The sequence below is a fragment of the uncultured Sanguibacteroides sp. genome (assembly GCF_900543425.1).
Taxonomy (GTDB): domain Bacteria; phylum Bacteroidota; class Bacteroidia; order Bacteroidales; family Marinifilaceae; genus Gabonibacter.
This window is the reverse complement of record NZ_UQRQ01000015.1, coordinates 39586-57449: the sequence shown is the minus strand read 5'-3', so window position 1 is coordinate 57449 and position 17864 is coordinate 39586. Positions and strand designations below refer to the sequence as shown.

The 17864-nt window shown below is 44.6% G+C and carries 7 protein-coding genes; all 7 read right to left on the bottom strand.

Translation table 11 applies throughout. The features are described 5' to 3' along the window. Window positions 1–46: 46 nt before the first annotated feature. The 7 genes from QZR76_RS09480 to QZR76_RS09450 all read right to left on the bottom strand — a co-directional run bounded on the left by QZR76_RS09480 (window position 47) and on the right by QZR76_RS09450 (window position 17836). Window positions 47–2725 carry a prolyl oligopeptidase family serine peptidase gene (locus QZR76_RS09480; RefSeq protein WP_294142566.1) on the bottom strand — a complete coding sequence of 893 codons (2679 nt, stop codon included), beginning with the start codon at window positions 2723–2725 and terminating at the stop codon, window positions 47–49. Between the two features lie 89 nt (window positions 2726–2814). Then, a complete protein-coding gene (locus QZR76_RS09475; protein ID WP_294142565.1) occupies window positions 2815–5415 on the bottom strand; it encodes a zinc-dependent metalloprotease in 2601 nt (866 codons plus the stop codon). A gap of 75 nt (window positions 5416–5490) precedes the next feature. After that, window positions 5491–8130 carry a zinc-dependent metalloprotease gene (locus QZR76_RS09470; RefSeq protein ID WP_294142564.1) on the bottom strand — a complete coding sequence of 880 codons (2640 nt, stop codon included), beginning with the start codon at window positions 8128–8130 and terminating at the stop codon, window positions 5491–5493. 46 nt (window positions 8131–8176) lie between these two features. Continuing rightward, the gene (locus QZR76_RS09465; protein ID WP_294142562.1) at window positions 8177–10501 is read right to left on the bottom strand and encodes a DPP IV N-terminal domain-containing protein; all 2325 of its coding nucleotides are present in this window, start codon (window positions 10499–10501) and stop codon (window positions 8177–8179) included. 149 nt (window positions 10502–10650) lie between these two features. Further along, the gene (locus QZR76_RS09460) at window positions 10651–13014 is read right to left on the bottom strand and encodes a DPP IV N-terminal domain-containing protein (RefSeq protein ID WP_294142560.1); all 2364 of its coding nucleotides are present in this window, start codon (window positions 13012–13014) and stop codon (window positions 10651–10653) included. An 89-nt stretch (window positions 13015–13103) separates the two neighbouring features. Beyond that, the gene (locus tag QZR76_RS09455) at window positions 13104–15422 is read right to left on the bottom strand and encodes a DPP IV N-terminal domain-containing protein (RefSeq protein WP_294142558.1); all 2319 of its coding nucleotides are present in this window, start codon (window positions 15420–15422) and stop codon (window positions 13104–13106) included. 95 nt (window positions 15423–15517) lie between these two features. After that, complete coding sequence (locus QZR76_RS09450; protein ID WP_294142557.1) at window positions 15518–17836, bottom strand: DPP IV N-terminal domain-containing protein; 2319 nt, start codon at window positions 17834–17836, stop codon at window positions 15518–15520. Window positions 17837–17864 lie beyond the last annotated feature (28 nt).

The following is a 17864-nucleotide window of genomic DNA, read 5'->3' as shown; positions in this document are numbered from 1 at the left end:
TCCTGGGTATTCGTCAAAACTATTACTATCGCACACTCTATTTCTACTAATCGTATTTCTGGTCGATTCCCCTTTCGTTCACATGAATCCCCTCTTTCATCCAGCGGGGCATAGGAAGTCCTTTCAAATAGTGATCGAAGAACTGTTGCATGCGGAAGGTCCAATCCCGCTCTGCCGCTTTATTATAGAGGAAATGGCGTTCACCCTTGTAATTCAACAGCCAGGCCGGTTTTTGCAGCCTCCGCATGGCTAAGAACAGGTTGAGTCCTTCCGCATAGGGCACAGCCTCATCCGCATCGCAATGGAAAATCAACAGTGGGGTCTGAATCCTATCGGCATACAGGATCGGAGAGTGTTTGATATACATCTCCGGGTCCTCCCATAAGGATTTTCCCAAACGGCTTTGTGTCTCTTCGTACATAAACATACGGGGCATACCGCTACCCGTACGGATTCCCGTGTAGGCCGATATCATACTGGAAACCGCCGCTCCGGGACTGGCACATTTAAACATATTCGTCCGGGTTACCAAATAGGCCACCTGATAGCCGGACCAACTGTGTCCCTGTATCCCGATACGATCCTTGTCCGCTATTCCCCGGTCGATCAACATTTGGGTTCCGCTGACCACGGCATTGTAACTGCTTTCCCCGGGATTTCCCACGGTGAAATGCACGTCCGGCATAAACACCACATACCCGTTGCTCACGTAAGTCACGACATTGATCATCCCACTACTTAAAGCAGGAACGATATAGTTATGCAGATCGCCCGAGTGCGTCTCGTAAAAATTCACGATCGTAGGATAGGTCTTTGTCGAGTCGTAATTTTCAGGCAAATAGAGCAATCCGGCATTCTCCTTCCCCTCGAAATTGTTCCACTTCACTAACCTCACACTTCCCCATTTATAGTTTTTTTGCTGCGGATTAGCATCCGTAAGGCGTTGGGGATGTTTGAAGTCGCTCCTACTCCACCACAAATCCCGAAACTCCGTGTAGCTCTGTTTGGTCCAAATACAACTCTTCCCATCCTCCGAAAGCTGATAGACATTGACGGAAAACGGCCCCTCTATCAGACGGACGAATTTACCTCCGGGAATAAAACGGTATATCCCCTGATCCCCGTTATCCACCTTGGTAAACTCCAACAAAAGGTCTTTTTTCAGATCGACGATCTTTTCGTCGTAATCCCGTTTCAACCAACGGAAAGTCCTCTGGGTCTCCCGGCCGTATCCCTTTGTCAAACAATACGTCTCTGCATTTCCCGTCATGTCCACCACCCATAAATCGTAACGATCGTAAAGGATCACCCGGTCTCCGTCGGCCGTCCATCCCGCAATACCGTAGGGATCGGCAGGTTTGGGCAGATCATGCAATTCGTTATGTACCGGATGACCGATAGCCTTGGAAATATTCTCCTGTTTCCCGGTTTTCGGGTCCACCTTATACCACGCCTTCTCTTTCGCGTGATAAAGCACGGCATATTTCCCGTTCGGACTCCAGACGGGCTCGGTTTCAAAATCCTTTTCCAAAACACGGGCCTCTCCGGTATTCATATCGATCAGATAGATATCTCCGTTCACGTCGTTTTTCCAATCCGAAAAACGTTTATAGGGATTTTTGTCAATGGCAAAAGCATAATCATAAGAGACACCGGAAGGAAGAATCAGTTTCTCCATATTCTGTGTCGTTATCCGGTAACATTTTTGTTGCTCCAGATCGTACGCGAACTTAACATTGCTCGGACGATAGCTTCCCTTATGTTGTTGCAAACAAGATACTTCGTCGTTCCAAGTCCACAACTCCAATTCAAAACTCGTATCCGGTTTTTCCTCCCTTTTCCTTCTTCCGGAAGAGATCGTATCCACATCGATAATCACCCGTTTTTCTCCTTTCGACAACCGATAAGGACGATTCCGGGAAACATATTGTTTAGGTATGCCGATTTTTTCGTAATTCAACAAAAAACGGACCTTCCCGTCCTGTAATGAAAAGGCATACAACAAATCCGGATTTTTAATCTTCAATGTATCCGAGGCTGCCACAAAAGTGCCTTCCTCGCGTTGAGCATTCAAAAAGAAATCCGTGACAACCGCATTCCCGTCACCGAAGATCCGCGAATGACGCCCCTTTAAAGGGCCATAATACAGAACTCCTTTCTTTATATAAAGGATATTTTTCCCCTTATCCAACAACTTATAATCGCCTATACTATCTACCGAAGTCGTGTCTCCCGTTTCGATATTCCAACAAACCAGCCGCTTATCGGCATTATCCCCTTCCGATAATTTATAAGAATAAGTAACGATAGTGGAACCGGAGGACTCCGAGAAATCATACTTCCGATTCCAGTACAGTTTTTTCATATCCCTCAAACGCAGTAAAAAGGTCGAATCCTGCATTCCAGTAGTATCGGCTTCCGGTTTCAATACCGTGTATCTCAACCATTTTCCCCCGGCAAAAAAGTTCGGGCGGGTCACGCGAGGAAGTTCATAGGTCTTGCGGGTTGTCGTATTATACAAAAAAGTAATGGGATCCTTGGGATTAGAATCACTATCGATAAACGTAAATTGGTAAGAGACCCATTTCCCGTCTTCGGACATGGTCTGGGCATCCACCCGTTTCCACAGCTTATAGTCCTCCATCGTCAACCTCTTTTTCTGGGCATATCCCTGGAGGCTTAAAGCCGTTATGAAAAGAAATAAAAAGATATTTTTTGTCTTCATCAACGTGAATTATTGTGTCCGGTTTATGATTGTACCACGGGATATTACTCCCGTGGTACGAATCGGACTATTATGAAAAATGGATTATACTAATTTTTCTTCAACGCTTTCTTTATCCTGTAAAGCATCAGCTCGTAATGCAATTTGGTCTCTCCGGAACTGTTCACGAGAGCCCGGTTAATCAAATCCCTCGTTTTAAACAACATTTCCAAATAGATATGCGCCGTGGAGCCGTTCGAGGCTTCAAAATAAGGAATAGACGAATAGCCGGCTATCTCCTCTTCCGCGGGACGATCGAGAGCAAAACGGTTTTGTTCGAAGGACTGCATCCGGTTTACCAATTCCATCTCCCAGGGATTCAGCGAACGAAGACCGTCGGAGAATTGCGGGGCAAAAACAGTTGCCGGAGCATCCACACAGGAGGTGGCAATAATACTGGCCAAGAACAATTGTTCCATGTCCATATCGTGTTTTGTCAACGGACGGTTCCGGATCGTATTCTTCCAAACCTCATCATAGATATCCTGGATAAACTCCTCCTGGGTATAATCTCCTCCCGATTTCTGAGCGGCAATTCCCACGTAACGGAAACGGGACATAATACCGTTGAAAATTTCATCTCTCATCTTCAAGGAGGGGAGATCGCTGATCTGCATCTGCGTCAAGACCTCCTTATTATCAATCCAGGAGAGATCTTTAGATAAGTCGAACAGGTATTTCAACACCTTTCTTTGTGTCGCTTTCGGAATAACTTTATAACTGGGAGCCTGATCCCCCTCCTCCACGTCAAAGATCTCGATACCTCCGAGATAAGTCATCAGGGGACGGACCGTTGTCGTAAACAAGCCCGTCAACTCCATGTTGAACAGGCGGCGGGCCTCCATATCCAAATCCCCCTCCTTATACCATTCAAAGAAGTTTTTGATAGCCCCTTTCATATTGGGCAACATATAATTCATAGCCTTAATCGGATCATCTCCCAAATCTCCCCGAACAACCGTCGGATCGAATTTGGCCCAGGAATCCGGATTCCGCTTATAGATACAATAAGGCTTCGCCTGCATCTCTTTGATCCATTGTTCCAACACGTTTTTTTCGGCTTTCATGTCTTTAGCTTCCGGTATCGGTTTATAAAGATACTTGATCACCTCATAATCGTATTCGCCCAAACGGTCCTGTACCAACAAAACGCCTTTTTTCACATCTTCCGGCTGAGCGATACGGTTACAGGGGAAATCATCCATTACAGAGGGAACAATACCGTATTTTCTGGTGAAAGAAGCCGAACGCAAAGAATCTACCGGATAGGCAGAAGAAGCGGCGTAATTCTCGGTCAATCCTAAACAACGTCCGATTACCTGCATCATTTTGGCTTTGATCATCTCCCCGGTCTGTTCGTCGGACAAACGGGCTTTCCGCACGCTCGGATCGGCCACCATCGTCTCTTCCGTCCGCGACGTGTAGAAAACAGAAGCCATGTTGGCATGCATATAGACGGAAGCATTCAGTATCTCTCCCGTCCGGGGATCCGTGTGCATGGATGTTTGCGGAAAATACATCCACAACGGGGAATAGCGTATGGTCGAATTATTAATATTGTTGGCATCGAAAGAGGGATCTTTCGGGAACTCCACGGCCCTCACCACATTTTTAAAGCCGATCTTTTCAAAAGCGGCATTCCAGGCTTCGGCTCCGGCTTTCACGTACTTTTTCCATGCCTCCGGCATCAACGTGTCGATATAAAACACGATCGGCTTTTTGACGTCCACCAATTCACCCCGCTTGTATTTGCTTTCGTCTGCAGGCTCCAGCCTCCAACGTTTGGTAAAGTAATCCTGTTTGATTCCTTCGCATACTCCCCGCAATTCCGACTGTACCACGGGACTTACCCCGATTTTGGAATTAGCCAACCGGGGACGCATGGGCTCTTCCGGCAACACCAGCAGAATTTTGTTTACCGTAACGGAAACAGGAACATCCTGAGCTTGCAAGAAAGCACCGAAAAACAGTCGGTCCACGTTAAATCCCATGTTACAGGTCACCACCACATTATTCTCGTAGGCTTTAATCCTTAATAATTCGGAACGATGCTCTTGAAATTTATGCACCCGCTGTACAAAGCCGAATAACGAATTTCCGGCATAACCGGAAAAAGGATTGGTAAAACGGGAACTCTCCATAAAGAATTTGGTCATATCTACCACAACGGCAGAACTATCCGGAGTATAAGCCTCTATCTTATACGTTTGAAAAATACCGGGGGTATTGGAACGCTCGATCATCTCGTCGGCATTCTCTCCCATCCCCATATTCTTCACCTTACGACGTAAAACCAATCGAGCCTGTAACATCGAATCCAGTTTCGTGAAGCGAAATTGATTCCCGCGACCGGCAAACTGACCGACAACACCCTCTCCGTTATCACTGATATCCTCGATAGAGGAGGTCAGCATCATATCCTTATTCAATAAATTCAAAGGAAATTCCACGTACACCTTTCCGTTCATCAGGTGCATTTTCATGAGCCCGTCTACCGTAACCGCTTTTTTCCCTTTAAACAATTTATCGTAAGCCGTCAGGGTCTCCTTTTTTTCCACTTTCTTTTCCCCTTTTTTCTTTCTGGCCGAAGCATCATTGCTTAACCCCAGTAATAAAAGAGAAATAAAGCCTATATATATCAATTTTTTCATCTAATTCTCGTTTTTGATTTATGGTTGACAAATAGAATCACCTATTTTAATTTCTCAGATTCCCAAGAAAACGTCCTATTTTTCCAGCGCTTTCTCGATCTTATAAATCAATAATTTATAATGTTGTTTCGTATCTGTCGAACCCGTTCCGGCCTTAGCCTTTAACAAGGCTAACGTCTTTTTCAACGTATCGAAATAGATATGATCTGTCGCAATATACGGTGCCGTTATCCCCAAGAACGATCCGAAACCCATTTGTTCCGCCTTCGCTATTAACTGTTCGGAAACTTCCGGAGCTACTGTTTTTTGATTGGTATACATTCCGGTAAATTCCTCCGACAAAATTCCATAAGCAGCCCGGCTCTGTTCCTTCACGAACTCCGGAATACGAATCATATTCGTCAAAGCGAAAGGAGTCGCTTTTTGAGAACCGACAATACCCGCCTTACCCATAATCGTACTCAACAAACTGATCTGAAGATTTTTTTCAACTTGAGTCAAAGTCTTACCTTGTTTGGTCGGAGCCCACACGAAATCATAGATATCTTTCATATACTCCTCCGCCGTGTAAGGCTTATCAAAAGTCTTGCTGGCACAAACCATCACATTGGCCGTTTGTCGGATCATCGCAAAGAACATTTCATCCTGTAAATAAGAAGCTATATTTCCCCGTAACGGATAACCTTCCTGCATCTCCTTGGCATCCAACCAGTCCATGTCCTTCAATTGGGCCAACAGGAATCGAACGGCACGTTTTTGTTTCTCCTTGGTTACCGGAACATAGCTCGGGAGAGCATCGCCGTCATAACGTTCGTTGATATAGATACCCCCGATATTCATCAACACGTTGTTCAAATAACGGAAATATTGATACAAGACCTCGTTATACATATTCAAACGATACTTGTACTCCGGATCATCTTTACCTACCCAGTCGTTCAGGTTGGCCAAAATAACTTTCAGGTTTTTAATACCATAAGCACCTGCTTTCATGGCATCGTCACCCAAATCTTCTTCCAAGGAACTCGGATCTATTCGCGTACGGAACTGTTGTTTGCCGTAACGATAAGCCGGATCACCGGATTTATCGGAAATCCACTTGGACAATGTCGGAACCTCATCTTTCGGCGTGGCGGCATCCAACAGCGGAGTATACAACCAGGCGATAGAGAAATAATCGTAAACACCTAATTCCGGCGGGGTCAATTTTACCCCTCTCTCTTTGTCTCCCGGTTGAGCCACGTAGTTATTACGCGCGTAATCCATGATAGAATAAGTTGTCCCGTATTTTTGCGTAAACGAAGGTGAACGCAACGAATCGACCGGAACAGCGGCAGACGCCGACATATCGTGCATCAAAGAGAGACAGTGTCCCACCTCGTGAGAAACAACATAACGGATACAATCACCGATCACATCATCGTCCAATATCACTTTTCTGACATCCGGATCTACAGCTGCCGTATGCAGAAAACGCCAATCCTGTACCAATTTAATCACGTTATGATAAACGTATACCGAAGCGTTAATGATCTCTCCCGTTCTCGGGTCCGTCCAGGAAGGGCCCATGGCATTGGCAACCGGAGACGGAGAGTAACGAATACAGGAGTATTTCAAATTATCCGGGTCGAAATCAGGATCATCCGTCGGAAAATCTTTAGCTACAATAGCATTTTTAAAACCAATTTTCTCGAAAGTCTTTTGCCAAACTTCCACGGCTTGTTTCATATAAGGTTTCCACATCTCGGGGAAAGCACTATCGATATAGAAAACAATTTGCTTTTTGGGTTCCACCAATTCTCCCCGACGGTAAGCAGCCTCATCTTTCGGTTCCAATCTCCAACGATTAGCATAATAGAGCGGTTTAACTCCGTTTCCGTTATTACTGAATTCCGACCTCCCTTGCCAGAAGATATTGATCCGAGGATCGGCAATTCTCGGACGCATCGGCTCTTCCGGCAAAAGCATAAAGGTACGGGTCATTACGGCCGTAAACGGCTCCTTATACCAATAATAGAATTTTCTATCCCGTAAGCTCACCAAATAGGTCAAAGAAGATTGCACACTGATATTATCGTCAAAAGCCTTTACTTCGGCAATTTGAGAATCTCCCTTTTTAAACTCTTTTTCGATCCATGCCCCTCCCCAAGTGATAGGAGCATAGGCAGAAAAAGGATTCAACTGGCTGTTGTCACTCAATAAAAAGTTGGTCATATCGATCACTACTGCCGTACTGTCGGCATTATAAGCCTTGATTTCGAAATTCTCTATAATGGCAGGGACGGTACTGGTAGCTATCCGCTCCATCAAATTTTTATCTTCCGACGTATAGGCACAAACCACCTGACGCAAATTAATGGTAGAATCCATCCTCGTAAATCTGATATGCATCGGATCATGAGGTTTTTCTCCCACGTTGGCAAAGCCGTTATTGGTAATTTCGGTCACCGTCGAACCGATCAACATGTCTTTTCCCAATAAATTCAAAGGCAGTTCAAAATAGATCTTGTTATCCATTTTATGAAGGGTAATCAATCCCTTAACAGTCTCACGTTTCTTCCCTTTGAATAATTTGTCATAAGAAGTCTCTTTCTTCTTCTCTACTTTTTCCTCTTTGTTATCCTTTTTCTTTTTTCTGGATGCCCCGTAAGACGGCATCACAGCACATTGGATAAGCAAAAGGCTTGCTAAAAAAATGACTGTTTTTAATCTCATAATAACTACATTTAATTGATTTACTTATATATTACAATACAAACATTTATCGTTTCATAAAATAATCCAGATCGGACTGGTAATCGGCCGTATCATCCCCCAACAGAAGACGGGCAAAATGATACCATAACTTCCGTTCGTAAAAATACTCGGCAGGACCGCTGTAACCGTGAGTATTTCCGGGTAAAATCAGCATATCGAAATGTTTACCCTCCTTAATCAGCGCATCAGCCATTTTCAAGGTATGGCCGGGATGTACGGTATGGTCCATATCCCCGGTAACTAACAATAACCCGTCTTTATAGTTTTTTGCCAGTTCCATGTTGGTTTTACTTCTCACGGAGTAAGTCACCTCCTCATGCTCGCCGGTACTGTCTTTTACCATTTTCTTTTGCTCCTGTACCCCGAAATGAATTTCCACCCATCCCTTATTATACATAGTATTATCGTGATTCCCGGCAGAAGCCACCGCCGCACTGTAAAAATCGGGATAAGTACATATAGCCGCCGCCGACATAAAGCCGCCGCCGGAATGACCGTATATTCCCACCTTTTTCCCATCTATATAAGGATAACGATCCGCCAATTGTTCGATGCCGTATTTATCGTCAGCCAAAGGATAATCCCGCTGGTTACCATACCCGTAAGTATGATAAAACTTCCCCCGCATCGGCGTGCCTCCCCGGTGTCCCATGGAGACAACGATAAATCCTAATTGGGCCAAACGGGTATTCAACCCGTCATTGATCGTAAACCGAGTGGGTACATACTCGAATTGAGGCCCCGGGTAAACGGACGAAATAATCGGATAACGTTTGGTCGAATCAAAATCAAAAGGTTTCCACATCACACCGTACAAATCGGTCACCCCGTCGGCAGCCTTTACCGTAAAACGCTCCGGCTTGCACCACCCCGTTTCGTAGAGGCGACGCAGGTTCGGTTTTTCCAACTGAAGTATAACCTTTCCTTTCCGGTTGCGCACCACGTTGACCGGCTCCATATCTACCCGGGAGTAAGCATCCACGTAATAATCGGAAGAAGGGGATATCGCCACGTCATGCGTGGCATCTTCCGGCGTAAGACAAGTCAAACTATTCTTTTTATCCAGATCCGCCCGGTAAAGGATATAATAATAAGGATCTACCCCCTCTTCTTTTCCGTATCCATAAAAATAAATCTGACGACGAGCCGTGTCCACGTGGATCACCGGCCCAGCAACCCAATCCCCGGACGTCACCTGATTCTTTAACTTTCCATCCCGACCGTACAAATAATAGTGTCCCCAACCGGACCGCTCCGAGCGAAACAAGATCTCTTCTCCGTCGTTCAAAAACGTAACACTTCGCATCTGATAATCCAAGTAAGGTTTATTCACCTCGTTAATAATTACCCTTACTTCCCCGGTCTCTGCATTCACCTCACAAATATCCGCCTCATCCCAAGTTCTTTTATACCGTTGAAAATACAACCGCTTCCCATCGTTACTCGTGTACAAAACATCCACGTACTGATCCAGCCATCGTTTGATATCGATCTCTTTTACTTCCCGGGTCTCCACATCGCCGATAATCAGGCTGAATTGATCCACATGCTTATCCCCGGCCATTTCATATTTATAGGTTTTCAATCGAGGTCTGGGCCGAGCCAATACATCCACGAGCCACATATCATTTACCTGACGGGAATCCACACGCAAGGCATAAAACTTATTTCCTTTCTTAAACCATCTGGCACTACAACCGAAGCGATCGTCAACCTCTCCTTCCTCTTCCCGGTTAAAAGAAAAATTTCGTTCTCCGTCTGTTGTCAACTGTATTTCAGTCGTATCTTTTCCCTTTGCAGGATTCCCCACCGTATAAAGATTATGTCGTTTGGCAAATAACATATAACTGCTATCCGGAGAATAGTATTTCCAATAAGGATCCGAATTCCAATCGTCTTTTCCCGCCTTCCCCTCTTTCAACTCTTTTGTCCGGGTATTGTAAGTGAAATCATGCCGATCCATATCAAAAGCTATCGTTTCGTCATCCGGCAAGAACGTAAAACTCAATTCCAAATTCTTATGATTATACGGTCTACGGGTGATCTCGGCGATCTTAGCCGTTAATTCGGCATTGTCAAATAAAAGCCGTTTACTCTTCCGAGCCGGATCGACCAAATAATAGTTATTTCCCTCTTCCGTACGATAAGAGTACCAAAATTTATCCGTCCCGTTGATAAACTTGGGACGTACGGTCAATGTGTATTTCGCCAAAGGAGCCCGCGTCAGTTCCCGAAAACGTTCCGCCAACTCATAATTGGCCTTTTGTTGGGCAACACCATTTAAGGCCGTTCCGAATAATAGGATATAAAATAAAATTGCTCGTACCATTTGAATTATTTTTGATTCTGCGATTAAATGATTCCGGGATTGAGTGATTCAATCACAATCTTTTAATCATCTAATCACAGAGTTTTTTAATTTAAAATTTACAATCGCCAATCTAAAATCATCCTTCTCTTAATCCTTCAATCACTTAATTATTTGTTCCACTCTCTATTATCTTTTAACAAGTATTTGGCAAAGTGATGCCACAACCGGTATTCGAAAAAACGATCGGCACGTCCAAACCCGTGATTACAACCGGGAAGAACATACATATCGAAATTCTTACGGGCTTTAATCAACGCATCCGCCATCCGTAACGTATGGGCCGGATGCACGTTATCATCCATATCCCCGGTCACCAACAACAAATGACCTTTCAGATTTTTAGCCAGACTTTGGTTGATCGGCACACTCACCGTGTATTCAAACTCTTTTTCCTGAGCCATTTGCATGTCTATCATTTCGTGGGCCGGACGCACTCGTTCCCATCCTCCTGAATTTCTTTCTTGCTTCTCCTCCTGTTTTACTTCCCGGCGAGTCTCTTTCACACCATGATGCGTTTCCACCCATCCCGCGTTATAAATCCGGTTATCGTGATTACCGGCAGAAGCCACGGCAGCCGTGTAGAAATCCGGATACGTACAAATCGCCGCTACCGACATAAAACCTCCTCCCGAATGACCGAACATACCCACTCTTGTAGCGTCAATAAAGGAATAACGATCGGCCAACTGTTCGATGGCATATTTATCGTCGGCTAAAGGATAATCGCGCAAATTTCCATACCCGTAACGATGATAGAATTTGCCTCTCAAAGGACTTCCGCCCCGGTGTCCCATGGCCACCACAATAAATCCCAATTGGGCCAACTCCGTGTTGTAACCGTCATCCAACGAAAAGGTCGTGTTTACATACTCAAAAAAAGGCCCGGGGTAAACCGAAGAGATGATCGGGTATTTTTTGTTCGGATCGAAATCGGCAGGTTTCCACATGATTCCATAAATATCCGTTATGCCATCGGCAGCTTTTACGGAAAACCGTTCCGGAGCCCGCCATCCCATCTCGTACAAACGACGCAAGTCGGGCTTTGCCAACTCCATTATCGTATTACCCTGCCTATCCCGCAATAAGATTTTAGGTTCATCGCTCACAGTCGCGTAAATATCCACAAAATAGCGATGCGTGGGAGAACAAGTGGCCCGATGCCGGGCATTCTCTCCCCCTAACAATTCTACATTTCCTTTATCCATATGAGCCCGATAGACCAAGCTATAATAAGGATCAACCCCTTTTTCCCGGCCGTACCCGTAAAAATAAAACTCCCGTTTTACCGTATCTATGGATATAATCATTCCGGCGACCCAATCTCCGGCCGTTATGACATTTTTCAACACGCCGTTTCCGTCGTAATGATAATAGTGCCCCCACCCGGTACGCTCCGACCGGTACAGGATATCCGCCCCGTCGTTAACAAAGGAAATATTTCTCATATGATAATCCACATAGGGTTTATCCTCCTCGTGAATTAAGACCTTTACCTCCCCGGTTTCCGTATCGGCTACACACAACTCCACCTGATCTACCGTCCGTTTATAACGTTCAAAATAGATTTTATCCGCCTTCTTTCCGGCATAAACGACCTGAATCTCCTGATCCTGCCATTTATCGGCCTTTACCTTTATCACCTTACGTTTCTCCACGTCGATAATAGACAATTCCGGTCTGGAGAGCTCCTCCGCCCCGGCCATATCATACCGGTACCGTTTCAAAACCGGTCGGTCTTTCGACAATACATCTACCAAAAACATCTCATCCACCCGCCGGCTGTCGTAACGCACGATATAAGCTTTTTTAGAGTTCTTAAACCAGCGGACTTTACTCTCCTGCTCCCCGTCTCCTGTTTGCGAACCGTCCTTGGCATAAGAGAAGAAAGGCACACCGTCGGTGGTTAACTGTATTTCGGTCGTATCCTTCCCTTTTTCGGACACTCCTCTCATGTACAGGTTATGCTCTTTCGCGTATAAAATATAACTGCTATCCGGAGCAACCACCATCCAGGAGTAACGTGCCCCTTCCGTATTTTTCAGCTTGGCTGCTTGTTTCAGCTTTTTTGTATCCAAACGATATTCGCAATAAAGCGTATCCAACCTGAAGGTAATGGTTTTCTCATCCTTCGAGAATTTCAACCCGGAAATTTCCAGTTCACGCGCCTGATAAGCCACCCGGGTAATCTCGCTCGCCTGTTGCGCCACATCCTCGTTTTCAAACAGTAACCGCTTTACTCTCTTAACCGGATCCACGTAATAAAACTTCTTTCCTTCCTCCGTGGTAAAATCAAACCAAAAACGATCCGAATCATTGATATACCTTGGATACATGTCCAAACTAAACTTGGATAAATCACTAAAAGAGAGATCCCGGAATTTTTCCGCTAACTCATAATTGGCCTTTTGTTGGGCAACACCCGTTAAAGCAGCCCCCCATAATAAAACAGATATTAAAATTCCTCGTACCATATAAATTATTTTTGATTCTGCGATTAAGTGATTCCGAGATTGAGTGATCTAATCACAGAATCTTTTAATCGAATAATCACAGAATCTTATCAGTTTTTATATTCTTCAATCTCAGAGAAATACACCCCAGAGGTATCTCCTAATAAATACTTGGCAAAATGGAACCACAATTTCCGTTCATAAAACAGCTCTGCACTTCCGCTAAACCCGTGATCCTGACCCGGTAAAACCAACATATCGAAATTCTTCCTGGCTTTAATCAAAGCATCTGCCATACGGAAGGTGTGAGCCGGATGGACATTATCGTCCATATCTCCCGTCACCAAGAGTAGTCCGCTTTTATAGTTCTTGGCTAACTCCTGATTCGTACGTACCTGAAATTTAAAAATACTCTCCTCCCGATCTCCGTTCACGCTGTCTTTGATCACCTTTTTCTCCTCCGTTACTCCGTTATGGGTTTCGGTAAACCACTTGTTATAGATCGTATTATCATGATTCCCTGCTGCCGCCACGGCTGCCTTATAAAAATCGGGATAGGTACAAATAGCTGCCGTCGACATAAAGCCTCCCCCGGAATGACCGTATATACCGACTTTTGTCGCATCGATAAAAGGATAACGATCGGCCAACTGCTCAATGGCGTATTTATCGTCGGCCAAAGGATAATCCCGTAGATTTCCGGCACCATACGTGTTGTAATATTTCCCTCTCATAGGAGTTCCTCCCCGGTGTCCCACGGCAATCACGATAAATCCCAATTGGGCTAATTGGGTGTTTCGATCATGAATAATGGCAAATTGAGTAGGTACATACTCATAAAAGGGGCCGGGATAAACCGAAGAGATAATCGGGTAATGCTTGGTAGAATCAAAATCAAAAGGCTTCCACATTACCCCATACAAATCGGTTATCCCGTCCGCCGCTTTTACTTTAAAACGTTCCGGAGCCTTCCAGCCCATCTCTTTCGCCCGGGAAATATCGGCTTTACCCAAATCCATTATTTTCTTTCCCTTTTTGTTTCTCACGACAAAGTGAGGTTCCATATCCACCCGCTGGTAAGTATCCACAAAATAGTTAAAAGATTTCGACCAATCCACCATGTGCGTGACATTATCGAAAGTCAATTGTACCACCCTATTAGGTTTATCCAAATTTGCTTTACATAACGTATAATAGTAAGGATCGATATTTTTATCCTTACCTAAAGCGTAAAAATAAATCGTACGCCCCACGGTATCGATCTCCGCGATAGGCCCGGCTGTCCATCCTCCGGCCGTCACCTCATTTTTTAGGTTCCCTTCTCCGTCATAAAGGTAATAGTGTCCCCAACCGGTACGACTGGAGCGAAAAAGAATATCCTCCCCGTCATTCAAAAACGAGATACTTCCCATTTTAAAATCCAAAAACGGCTTATCCTCCTCGTGAATCAACACCTTTACCTTTCCGGTCTTCACGTCGACCACACAAATCTCTTTTTCATTGAAAGCTCTATTGACCCGTTCGAAATAAATTTTATCCGCATTTTTATTGGTATATAAAACGTCCACGTACTGATCGGGCCATCTATCGATATCGATTGAAGTTATTTTCCGGGTTTCAATATCGATGATCAGAAATTGGCTTTGCGAAATTTCCTTGTCTCCCGGCATATCGTAACGATATGTTTTCAGGGTCGGACGAGGTTTAGCCAGATGATCCACCAAAAACAACTTTTCCACCTTACGGGCATCTTCCCGGATAGCATAAATCTTTTTGGAATCCTTCATCCAGGATGCGATCGACTCTACTTCCGTATCCGAATCATCGAATTCTTTGGCAAAGGTGTAATCTTTCTCCGCATCGAAAGTCAATTGAATGGCCGTAGTATCTTTCCCTTTTTCCTTGTTGCCCATCACGTACAAATTGTGATTACGGGCATACAGGATATAAGCGCTATCCGGTGAATATTTCATCCAAGAGGCAAACCCGGACCAAGGCTTTACCGTGTCGATCTTTTCTACCAGAGCGGTTTTAAACGTGTAACGATATTTCGCCTCGTCAAACTCAAACGTGAAAGATTTTTCGTCTTTGGCAAACTTTATATCCTGCAGGGAAAAATCCTTGGGATTATAAGCCTTCCGGGTCTCCCGACTCAATTGTCCGAGTAGCCGATCATGATCAAAGAGTAATTTTCTCTCCTTTTTTGCCGGGTCTACCAAATAGTATTTTTTCCCCTCTTCCGTGGTAAAATAGTACCAGAAACGATCTGATTTATGAATAAACTCCGGATGAATAGCCATACTGTTCTCGAATACGCCCGTCATTGTCCGTTTATTGAATTTTTCCGCTAATTTATAATTGGCTTTCTGCTGGGCAAAACTACCGAGAGCAAACCCCAACAGCAAAATATAAAATAAAATATAACGCATATATTATTTATTTATAATTCTGTGATTTAGTGATTAGGCGATTCTGTGATTAACACATTTTTCCCAATCACTTAATCTTTGAATCATTGAATCACTTAATTATTTATCTTTTTCCAGTAATCGGCGGAATCATCTCCCAGCAGATACTTGGCAAAATGAGCCCAAAGTTTATACTCGAAAAAATCCTCGGCCGCTCCGCGGAAACCGTGACCGTTTCCCGGAAGTACGATCATATCGAAATTCTTACCTGCCTTTATCAAAGCATCGACCATACGAAGGGTATTGGCAGGATGTACGTTTTTATCCATATCACCCGTAACCAATAAAAGGTGGCCCTTCAAATTTTTAGCTAACTCCATATTGGTCGGTACTCTACAGGCATATTCGTAGACGGTACTATCCTGTCCGGCGGAACCTTTTACCGTTTTGGTCGTCTCTTTCACTCCATGATATATCTCGGACCACCCCCGGTTAAAGATATTATTATCATGATTTCCCGCGGAAGATACTGCCGCCGTGTAAAAGTCAGGATAGGTACAGATGGCCGCCGTCGACATAAAACCGCCGCCGGAGTGACCGAATATCCCCACTTTCGTTTCGTCGATAAAAGAGTAACGGTCAGCCAATTGTTCTATGGCATATTTATCGTCGGCCAACGGGTAATCCCGCAGATTTCCGTAACCGTAGCGGTGGTAGAACTTACCCCGCATGGGGCTACCTCCCCGGTGTCCCATGGCAACAACGATAAATCCGAGTTGAGCCAGTTTTGTATTATAACCGTCATTGATTGTAAAACTCGTGTTTACATATTCATAGAAAGGACCGGGATAAACCGAAGAGATGATCGGGTACTTTTTATTCGGATCGAAATCGGCCGGCTTCCACATGATTCCGTATATATCGGTCAATCCGTCGGCGGCCTTTACCTTAAAACGTTCCGGGGCTATCCATCCCATCTCCTTTAATAACCGGGTGTCGGGCTTAGCCAGTTCTAAAATCACTTTCCCCTGATTATTCTTCAACATGATTTTCGGTTCCATATCTACCCGGGAATAGGTATCCACGTAATATTTCCGGGAAGGAGTGAATTTTGCCGAATGTTGAGCATTCTCCCCGCTTAACAAGGTTACTCCCTCCTTATCTATATGTGCCTTATAAAGCATATAGTAATAAGGATCCGTTCCTTTTTCCCGTCCGTGACCGTAAAAATAAATCGTCCGGCCGACCGTATCGATCGAAGCCATTTGTCCGGCCACCCATGAACCGGAAGTGATGGTATTTAAGAGCTTACCGTTTCCGTCGTAATGGTAATAATGAGCCCATCCGGTACGTTCCGAGCGGAACAAAATATCTTTTCCGTCATTCAATATCACCGTATTTTGCATATGATAATCGCGATAAGGTTTATCCACCTCGTGGATCAACTCCTTTACCTCCATGGTCTCCGTGTTGGCCACACAAATATCCACCTCGTCCCAAGTACGTTTAAAACGCTGAAAGAAAATCTTATCCCCGTTTTTACCCGGTTCTATTACCTGAATGTACTGATCCGTCCATTTATCCGCCGGAACCCGTTTAGCCGTCTTTTTCTCCACATCCATGATCCACAGCTCGTATTGGCATAAATCTTTCTCTCCCGGCATTTCGTATCGGTATCTTTCTAAAGTCGGACGCTTTGTTAAGGAATTCACCACAAACATATCCTGTAACTTCCGGCTATCCTCCCGGACCATAAAAATATGCCGGGAATCTTTAAACCAACGGGCATTGGTTTCAGTCTCTCCTTTGGCGTCTTTCTCGGTCTCCCGGGCAAAAGAGTAATATTTTTCACCGTCGGTCGTCAACTGGATCTCCGTCGTATCCATTCCCTTGTACTTATTGCCCCGCACGTATAGATTATGATTTTTAGCGTACAGGATATATTTCTCGTCCGGAGAAAAAACCATCCAGGAGTAGCGGGTCTGCTTATCCTCTTCCGATGCCTCTTCCTCCGGCAAAGCTTTTACTTTTTTAGTCTTAAAATCAAATTCGTAATGACCGTCCATCGAAAAGGTCATCTTCGACAAGTCTTTCGAAAACTCTATACCCGAGATCCTTAAATCTCTCTCGTTATAGGCTTTCCGGGTAATCCGGCTCACCCCTTGTGCAAGATCCGAATTATTGAAAAGCAACCGCTTTTCCCCTTTCGCCGGATCGACGAAATAAAACAACCTCCCCTCCCCCGTGTAAAATTCGAACCAGAACTTATCCGTACCGTTAATAGCCTTCGGGTATATACTCATACTATTTTTCCCGACGACACTCTCGAGCGAAATGTTCCTAAATTTCTCTGCCAATTTATAGTTTGCCTTCTGCTGGGCATCCCCTCCCGTAAAAGCAAACACCAACGACAACAACAATAATATTTTTTTCATACGTTTTTTCTGATTTACATACAATTAC

Bases quoted from the DNA above. Each gene is read 5' to 3' on its own strand.
- QZR76_RS09480 (WP_294142566.1), bottom strand. From the start codon at position 2,725: ATGAAGACAAAAAATATCTTTTTATTTCTTTTCATAACGGCTTTAAGC.
- QZR76_RS09475 (WP_294142565.1), bottom strand. From the start codon at position 5,415: ATGAAAAAATTGATATATATAGGCTTTATTTCTCTTTTATTACTGGGG.
- QZR76_RS09470 (WP_294142564.1), bottom strand. From the start codon at position 8,130: ATGAGATTAAAAACAGTCATTTTTTTAGCAAGCCTTTTGCTTATCCAA.
- QZR76_RS09465 (WP_294142562.1), bottom strand. From the start codon at position 10,501: ATGGTACGAGCAATTTTATTTTATATCCTATTATTCGGAACGGCCTTA.
- QZR76_RS09460 (WP_294142560.1), bottom strand. From the start codon at position 13,014: ATGGTACGAGGAATTTTAATATCTGTTTTATTATGGGGGGCTGCTTTA.
- QZR76_RS09455 (WP_294142558.1), bottom strand. From the start codon at position 15,422: ATGCGTTATATTTTATTTTATATTTTGCTGTTGGGGTTTGCTCTCGGT.
- QZR76_RS09450 (WP_294142557.1), bottom strand. From the start codon at position 17,836: ATGAAAAAAATATTATTGTTGTTGTCGTTGGTGTTTGCTTTTACGGGA.